The organism is Amycolatopsis sp. NPDC003861 (genome assembly GCF_053605405.1).
Map to the genome: position 1 here is coordinate 1 of NZ_JBSGJD010000374.1, position 6611 is coordinate 6611.

A 6611-nucleotide genomic window follows, 5' to 3' on the forward strand; every position below is an offset into this window, starting at 1 on the left:
CCGAGCGCCCCAATGTGGCGTTCGGGTCAGGCGGGCTGGCAGCGAGGGCACCAGTAGAGGTTGCGCCCCACCAGTTCCGAATTCGCCACCGGCGTCCCGCACACGAGGCACGGTTCGCCGGCGCGGCGGTAGACGTAGACCTCGCCGCCGTGGCGGTCCACCCGGGCCGCGCGGCCCATCGCCTCCGGCAGGTGTTCCGGCCGGACCGTGTCGATGCGCCCGACGCGGACGCCGTCGCGCATCAGGGTCACCAGGTCGGCCCACATGTCGTCCCACAGCGCGCGGTCCAGCGCCCGTCCGGGCGTCAGCGGCGCGACGCCGTGGCGGAACAGCACTTCGGCGCGGTAGACGTTGCCGACCCCCGCGAGCACCGCCTGGTCCATCAGCAGCGCCGCGATCGACGTCTTGGACCGCGAAATGCGCGCCCAGGCCAGCTCCGGTTTCGCGTCGCGGCGCAGCGGGTCGGGACCGAGCCGGGCCTTGATCGCGTCGGCCTGTTCGGGGGCCAGCAGTTCACAGCGGGTGGGCCCACGCAGGTCCGTCCAATGTGTCCGGCCGGCCAGCCGCAGCCGGACCTGGCCCACCGGCTCGGGCGCGGGCAGCGGCGATTCGCCGAAGGTGCCGTAGAGCCCGAGGTGGATGTGCACGATGCCGTGCGGGCCGTAGTCGTGGAAGAGGTGCTTGCCGTGCGCCTCGGCGCCGGCGAACACCTGACCGTCCAAACGGGACGCTTCGGCGGCGAACCGGCCCTGCGGGCTGCTCACCGCGACCGGGGCGCCGGCGAACCGGCGCTTGTGCAGCCGCGCGAGCCGGTGGAGCGTGTGCCCTTCGGGCATCAGGCCTCCGGCAACGCCGGCGGGGTCCCGGTGCGCTCGTAGTCGAGGAGCTGCTGGACGCGGCGGGCGTGCCGCTCCTCCGGCGAGACCTCGGTGGCCAGGAACGCCTCGACGATCTCGACGGCCTCCTCGGCGGTGTGCATCCGGGCGCCGACGCCGATCAGCTGGGCGTGGTTGTGCTCGCGGCACAGCTTCGCGGTCTCCACGCTCCAGGCCAGGCCGGCCCGGGCGCCGGGCACCTTGTTGGCGGCGATCTGCTCGCCGTTGCCCGAGCCGCCGACGACGATGCCGCGGCTGCCTTCGTCGGCCACCACGCGCAGCGCCGTCTCGACGCAGAACGCCGGGTAGTCGTCGGCCGCGTCGTAGACGTGCGGACCGATGTCGGTCACCTCGTGGCCCTGCTTCTCCAGGTGAGCCACCAGGTGGTTCTTCAGCTCGAAACCGGCGTGGTCGGATCCCAAGTAGACGCGCACGGCCAGGAGTCTGCCACCCGGACCGATCTCGGGCATGCTCCGGGGGTGGGGATCTGGGAGCAGACCGGCAGCGACGTGCGGCTCGACTGGGGCGCCGAAGGGGTGGCCGCCCTCGGCCGCGAATGCGCGGTGCTGGTGATCGTCGACGTGCTTTCCTTCAGCACCACCACGGACCTGGTGGTCGGCCGCGGCGGTCGCGTGCTGCCGGTCCGGTGGCGCGACGACCGTGGGATCGCCCGGGCCCGGGCGGCCGGGGCGGTCATCGCGGGCGAGGGCGGATTCACCCTCCGGCCGTCTTCTGTGACGGACATCCCTCCGGGCACCTTGCTCGCCCTCCCCTCACCCAACGGCGCGACGCTCTGCGACGCCGCCGCGGCGACCGGCGCGCACGTGCTCGCGGGCTGCCTGCGCAACGCCTCCGCCATCGCCGCGAAGGCCGTCTCGCTGGGCGGCCCGATCGGGCTGATCGCGGCGGGGGAACGCTGGGGGGTGAACATTTTCGGTGACGGCGAAACGTTCGGCCCGCTGCGGCCGTGCGTGGAGGACCAGGTGGGTGCCGGGGCGATCGCTGCCGCGCTGGCCGGTTACGGTCTTTCGATGTCCGCCGAAGCCGCTCTCGCCGCCCGGTCCGCCGACGCCGGAGCCCTGGTGAACTGCGTGTCGGGGCGCGAATTGGCCGAGGCCGGCCACGGCGGCGACGTCGCCTTGGCCGCGCGGATCGACGTGAGCGACGCCGCTCCAGTCCTGCACGAAGGAGTGCTGGCATGACCGGCCGCTGGATCGAGGTCGCCGACGGCGTGCACGCCCGCCGCTACGAGGAGCTGGACCTGACCGTCGGGCTGGTGGTGGGCGCCGAGCGCTGCTTGGTCGTCGACACCCGCGGTGACCTCGACCAAGGCGCCGAACTGGCCGCCGCGGTCCGGGAGATCACGCCGCTGTCCTGGGCCGTCGCCTACACGCACGCGCACTTCGACCACGCCTGGGGCACCGAGGCGTTCCTGCCCTGCGACGTCTGGGCGCACGAGCGCTGCGCGGCCGAGCTGGGCGGGGACCTCGAGGCCGTCCGCGCGAAATGGGTCGAGCACTACCGCGAAGAGGGCAAGCCGGACATCGCCGACGCGATCTCCCGCACCACCATCGCGGCGCCGGACCACACGTTCACCGGCCGCGTCGAGCTGGACCTCGGCGGCCGCACGGCCGTCCTGCGGCACCTCGGCCGCGCGCACACCGACCACGACGTCGTCGTGCACGTCCCGGACGCGGCGGTCGTCTTCGCCGGCGACGTCGTCGAACACGCCGAAGCGGGGTTCAGCGAGTATTCGTTCAGCGACGAAACGGACCTGACCGCCTGGCCGGACACGTTCGACGCGATCCTCGCGCTGGCTCCCCGCGTCATCGTCCCCGGCCACGGCGACCCGGTGGACGCGGAGTTCGTCCGCTACCACCGCGACGGCCTGCACGAGCTGATCACCCTCAAAGCAGGCGTGGGCCGTGGCGAGACGACCGAGGTGGCCGCCGTGGCCGCGTCCCGCTACCCCAGCGATGTCACCCTGGCCGCCCTCGCGACGCCGTGACGGCGAAGGGGCGGTGGCCCTCTGCGCCACCGCCCCTCCCGCGACCCCCTAGTCGAAGTTCAGCTCGCCGGTGCGGGTGCGCTTGAGCTCGAAGAAGTCCGGGTAGCTCGCCATCGCGACGGCGCCGTCGAACACCTTCAGCGCGGCATCGCCGCGCGGGATGGAGCTCAGGACCGGGCCGAAGAACGCCACGCCGTCGATGTGGATCGTCGGGGTGCCGACGTCCTGGCCGACCGGGTCCATGCCCTCGTGGTGGCTCTTCTTCAGCGCCTCGTCGTACTCGGTCGACTGCGCGGCTTCGGCCAGCTCGGCCGGGGCGCCGATCGCCGCCAGCGCCTCCTTGATGACCGAGTCGTAGTCCTTGTTGCCCTGGTTGTGGTAGCGGGTGCCGAACTCGGTGTAGTACTCGCGCAGCACCTCTTCGCCCTTGAGCTGCGAGAGCGCCACGGCCACGCGCACCGGGCCCCAGCCCTTCGCCAGCAGCTCCTTGTACTGCTCGGGCAGCTCGTCCCGGCCTTCGTTGAGCACCGACAGGCTCATGATCCGGAAGTTGAGGTCGAGGTTGCGGTGCTTCTCCACCTCCAGGATCCAGCGCGAGGTGATCCACGCGAACGGGCAGATCGGGTCGAAGTAGAAATCGACCTTCGTGGGCTGCTCGGCAGCGGTCATCGGGGTACTCCTCCGGGCACGTCTCGATGTGGGCGGACCCCCACACGAGGAGGCCAACACCGGGAAACGCGGGGTTGTTCCCTTGTCGCCCGCCACCCCGTCCCCATGATTGGATGCGGGGAGTTGAAAACCGATACCAACGACCAGAGGTGCCTGTGCCCGCCCCCAACCTGACCCGCGACCAAGCCAAGCTGCGCGCGGATCTGCTCGACGTCACCGGTTACGACATCGAGCTCGATCTGACCGACGGCCACGGCGGACCCGGGGAGAAGACCTTCGCGTCGACGACGACCGTCCGGTTCTCCAGCGCCCGGGCCGGCGAATCGACGTGGGTCGACCTCGTCGCCGACCGCGTGCACTCGGCGACCCTGAACGGCGCGGACGTCGACGTCAGCGCGTACGTCGAGGACAAGGGCATCGCGCTGGCCGGGCTGGCCGAGGCCAACGAGCTCACGGTGTCCGCCGACTGCCGGTACATGAACACCGGCGAGGGCCTGCACCGGTTCGTCGACCCGGTCGACGACGGCGTCTACCTGTACACGCAGTTCGAGACGGCGGACGCCAAGCGCATGTTCGCCTGCTTCGACCAGCCGGACCTGAAGTCGGTCTACCGGCTCACGGTGATCGCGCCGAAGGACTGGAAGGTCGTCTCCAACGCCATCGTCGAGTCGGCCGAGGAGACGCCGGAGGGCGCCGTCCGCACGGTCTTCAAGGAGTCCGAGCGGATCTCGACGTACCTCGTCGCGCTGGTCGCGGGCCCGTACGCCGAGTGGCGTGACGAGTACACCGACGACCACAAGACCATCCCGCTGGGTATCTACTGCCGCGCGTCGCTGGCCGAGCACATGGACGCGGACCGCCTCTTCACCGAAACCAAGCAGGGCTTCGGCTTCTACCACGAGAAGTTCGGCACGCCCTACCCGTTCTCCAAGTACGACCAGCTGTTCGTGCCGGAGTTCAACGCGGGCGCGATGGAGAACGCGGGCGCGGTGACGTTCCTGGAGGACTACGTCTTCCGCAGCCGCGTCACCCGCTACGCCTACGAGCGGCGCGCCGAGACGCTGCTCCACGAGATGGCGCACATGTGGTTCGGCGACCTGGTCACCATGCGCTGGTGGGACGACCTGTGGCTGAACGAGTCGTTCGCGACCTTCGCAAGCGTCCTGGCCCAGGCCGAGGCGACCGAGTACAAGAACGCGTGGACCAGCTTCGCGAACATCGAGAAGTCGTGGGCCTACCGCCAGGACCAGCTGCCTTCGACGCACCCGATCGCGGCCGACATCGTCGACCTGCACGCGGTCGAGGTCAACTTCGACGGCATCACCTACGCCAAGGGCGCGAGCGTGCTCAAGCAGCTCGTCGCCTACGTCGGGCTCGAGCACTTCCTCGACGGCCTCAAGGTGTACTTCGGCAAGCACGCCTGGGGCAACGCGACCCTGGCGGACCTGCTGGGCGCGCTGGAGGAGGCGTCCGGCCGCGACCTGTCGTGGTGGAGCGCGCAGTGGCTGGAGACGACCGGGCTCAACTCGCTGAGCCCGCGCTACGAGGTCGGCGCGGACGGCACGTTCACGTCGTTCGCGGTCGTGCAGTCCGGCGCGAAGCCGGGTGCCGGTGAGCTGCGCACGCACCGCGTCGCCGTGGGCGTGTACGACGAGGACGCGGCCGGCAAGATCGTCCGGACCCAGCGCGTCGAGCTGGACGTCGACGGCGAGCGCACCGAGGTCCCGGACCTGGTCGGCCGCCCCGCGGGCAAGCTGGTCCTGGTCAACGACGACGACCTGACGTACTGCACGATGCGCCTCGACCCGGCGTCGCTGACGACGCTGATCGACCGCATCGCGGACATCACCGAGCCGTTGCCGCGCACGCTGTGCTGGTCGGCGGCGTGGGAGATGACCCGCGAAGCCGAGCTGAAGGCCCGCGACTTCGTGACGCTGGTGCAGCGCGGAATCCACACGGAGACCGAGGTGGGCGTGGTCCAGCGGCTCCTGCTGCAGGCCCAGACGGCGCTGAACTCGTACGCGGAGCAGGAGTGGGCGGCCTCTCGCGGGTGGCCGGCGTTCACCGGGCGGCTCCTGGAGCTGGTCCGCGACGCGGAGCCGGGATCGGACCACCAGCTGGCGTTCGTGAACTCCCTGGCCGGCTCGGTGCTGGACGAGGCCACGTTGTCGGTGTTGTCCGGTTGGCTCGACGGCTCGGCACCGCTGCCGGGGCTGACGGTGGACACGGACCTGCGCTGGCGCCTCCTGCACGCCCTGGTGGCACACGGAAAGGCGGACGCGGCGCAGATCGACGCGGAGCTGTCCCGCGACAACACGGCAACGGGCCGCCGCCAGGCCGAGCGCGCCCGGGCGTTGAGGCCGACGGCGGAGGCCAAGGCGGACGCGTGGCAGCGAGCGGTTTACGACGACGAGTTGCCGAACGCGGTGAGCGACTCGTTGATCTCGGGCTTCTCCCACCCGGGCCAGAAGGCCCTGCTGGGCTCGTACGTCCCGCGTTACTTCGAGGTGATCGACGAGGTGTGGCAGCGACGTTCGAGCGAGCGGGCCCAGCCGATAGCAATCGGCTTGTACCCCTCGTGGGCGGTCGACGCGGAGACGGTGACGGCCTCGGACGAGTGGCTGGCGGGCGACCACCCGCAGGCACTGCGCCGCTTGGTATCGGAGGGCCGAGCGGGAATCGTCCGAGCGTTGGCGGCCCGCGACTTCGACGCCCAGGGCTGAGTTTTTCCGGTGGTGGGCCCGTGCCCCCGGCACGGCCCACCACCGGCAGGACAAGGCCCCCGGCAGCGCACAAGGCCACCGGCAGCCCAAGGCCCCCGGCAGCGCACAAGGCTCTCGGCAGCGCGCAAACCTCCGGCAGCGCACAAGGCTCCCGGCAGCCCAAGCCCCCGGCAGCGCGCAAGCCCCCGGCGATGCAAGCCTCCGACAGCCCAAGCCCGCCGGCAGCCCAAGGCCCGGCAGCCCAAGCCCGCCCTCCCGGCCACACCCCCCTGCCGACCCGATACGCAGCCGCCTCAGCGGCCGGCAGGTCGTGTCAAGGCACGCTTTCCCGCCTTG

Annotated in this window: 6 protein-coding genes; 3 read left to right on the forward strand and 3 right to left on the reverse strand. The window is 71.4% G+C overall.

Annotation, left to right across the window (positions count from 1 at the left end):
• Positions 1-26: 26 nt before the first annotated feature.
• Positions 27-836 (reverse strand): Fpg/Nei family DNA glycosylase, encoded by an 810-nt coding sequence (locus tag ACWEVN_RS45220; RefSeq protein WP_449680692.1) that lies wholly within the window; start codon positions 834-836, stop codon positions 27-29.
• Positions 836-1309, reverse strand: a complete 474-nt coding sequence (locus tag ACWEVN_RS45225; RefSeq protein WP_310972143.1) for a ribose-5-phosphate isomerase — start codon at positions 1307-1309, stop codon at positions 836-838. Before ACWEVN_RS45225 ends, ACWEVN_RS45220 begins: the two co-directional genes overlap by 1 nt.
• Positions 1310-1354: 45 nt before the next feature.
• Between ACWEVN_RS45225 and ACWEVN_RS45230 the strand changes: the two genes are divergently transcribed.
• On the forward strand, positions 1355-2077 hold the full coding sequence (locus tag ACWEVN_RS45230; protein WP_452055381.1) for a 2-phosphosulfolactate phosphatase: 723 nt from the start codon (positions 1355-1357) through the stop codon (positions 2075-2077).
• Entirely contained in the window at positions 2074-2883 is an 810-nt protein-coding gene (locus tag ACWEVN_RS45235) for an MBL fold metallo-hydrolase (RefSeq protein ID WP_452055382.1), read from the forward strand. The genes ACWEVN_RS45230 and ACWEVN_RS45235 overlap by 4 nt, the downstream gene beginning before the upstream one ends.
• Positions 2884-2931: 48 nt before the next feature.
• Here the strand turns inward: ACWEVN_RS45235 and ACWEVN_RS45240 are convergent, their stop codons facing one another.
• On the reverse strand, positions 2932-3552 hold the full coding sequence (locus ACWEVN_RS45240; RefSeq protein ID WP_449688156.1) for a mycothiol-dependent nitroreductase Rv2466c family protein: 621 nt from the start codon (positions 3550-3552) through the stop codon (positions 2932-2934).
• A 155-nt stretch (positions 3553-3707) separates the two neighbouring features.
• Between ACWEVN_RS45240 and pepN the strand changes: the two genes are divergently transcribed.
• Entirely contained in the window at positions 3708-6275 is a 2568-nt protein-coding gene (gene pepN, locus ACWEVN_RS45245; protein WP_452055383.1) for an aminopeptidase N, read from the forward strand.
• The last annotated feature ends 336 nt before the right edge of the window (positions 6276-6611 follow it).

What these genes read in the sequence shown, in the direction of transcription:
- ACWEVN_RS45220 (WP_449680692.1), bottom strand. Translation starts at nt 836, where the DNA reads ATGCCCGAAGGGCACACGCTCCACCGGCTCGCGCGGCTGCACAAGCGC.
- ACWEVN_RS45235 (WP_452055382.1), top strand. Translation starts at nt 2,074, where the DNA reads ATGACCGGCCGCTGGATCGAGGTCGCCGACGGCGTGCACGCCCGCCGC.
- ACWEVN_RS45240 (WP_449688156.1), bottom strand. Translation starts at nt 3,552, where the DNA reads ATGACCGCTGCCGAGCAGCCCACGAAGGTCGATTTCTACTTCGACCCG.